The organism is Pseudoduganella aquatica (assembly GCF_009857595.1).
Classification (GTDB): domain Bacteria; phylum Pseudomonadota; class Gammaproteobacteria; order Burkholderiales; family Burkholderiaceae_D; genus Rugamonas; species Rugamonas aquatica_A.
The window spans coordinates 1-589 of sequence record NZ_WWCU01000118.1 but is presented as its reverse complement, the minus strand read 5'-3'; the positions used below and the strand labels follow the sequence as shown (position 1 = coordinate 589).

At 73.5% G+C, this 589-nt stretch carries 1 protein-coding gene and 1 pseudogene; both read left to right on the top strand.

Annotated features, from left to right (window positions below; translation table 11 throughout):
* A pseudogene (locus GTP77_RS29825) lies at nucleotides 1-193 on the top strand (hypothetical protein); the annotation flags it as partial.
* The coding region (locus tag GTP77_RS29820) for a pilus assembly protein TadG-related protein (RefSeq protein ID WP_187358905.1) at nucleotides 193-589 on the top strand (397 nt) is incomplete at its 3' end. The pseudogene GTP77_RS29825 and the gene GTP77_RS29820, both read left to right, overlap by 1 nt.

Here is a 589-nt window from a genome sequence, read left to right as displayed (position 1 = left end):
GGCCACCCGCGCCACGCTGGCGCTGCAGATCGCCAACCCCGAGGCGGGCCGCCAGGCCCACGCGCGCGGCCAGGCGGCGGCCGGCATGGATGGCGCCGCCGCCGCCCACGCGCAGGGACGCTACCAAAAGAGTTTCACCGAAGCGGCGCCGCAGCAGGGCAGCTTCACCATCGGCGTGAGCGGGGCCAAGTGATGCGCCGCGCCGTCCACCGCAGCCAGGCGCGCCAGCGCGGCGTGCTCTCCATGCTGTTCGCGCTGCTGCTGCCGGTGCTGCTGTGCGTGATCGGCATGGCGCTGGACCTGTCCTTGCTGTACCAGCAAAAGAGCCGCCTGCAAAATCTGGCGGACGCGGCGGCGCTGGCCGCCGCGCGCTCGCTGGACGGCACGGCGGCCGGCGTAGACATCGCCGCCGAGCAGGCCCGCATCGTGGCCGAACAGCAAAGCTATCAGGGAGGGACGCTGCCATGGAAGCCGGCCGCGCTCAGATTCAGCGCCAGCCCGGACGCGCCGGACGCGGCCTGGCTGGACGCGGCCGGCGCCGCCGCCGCCCACGCGCAGGGACGCTACCAAAAGAGTTTCACCGAAGCGG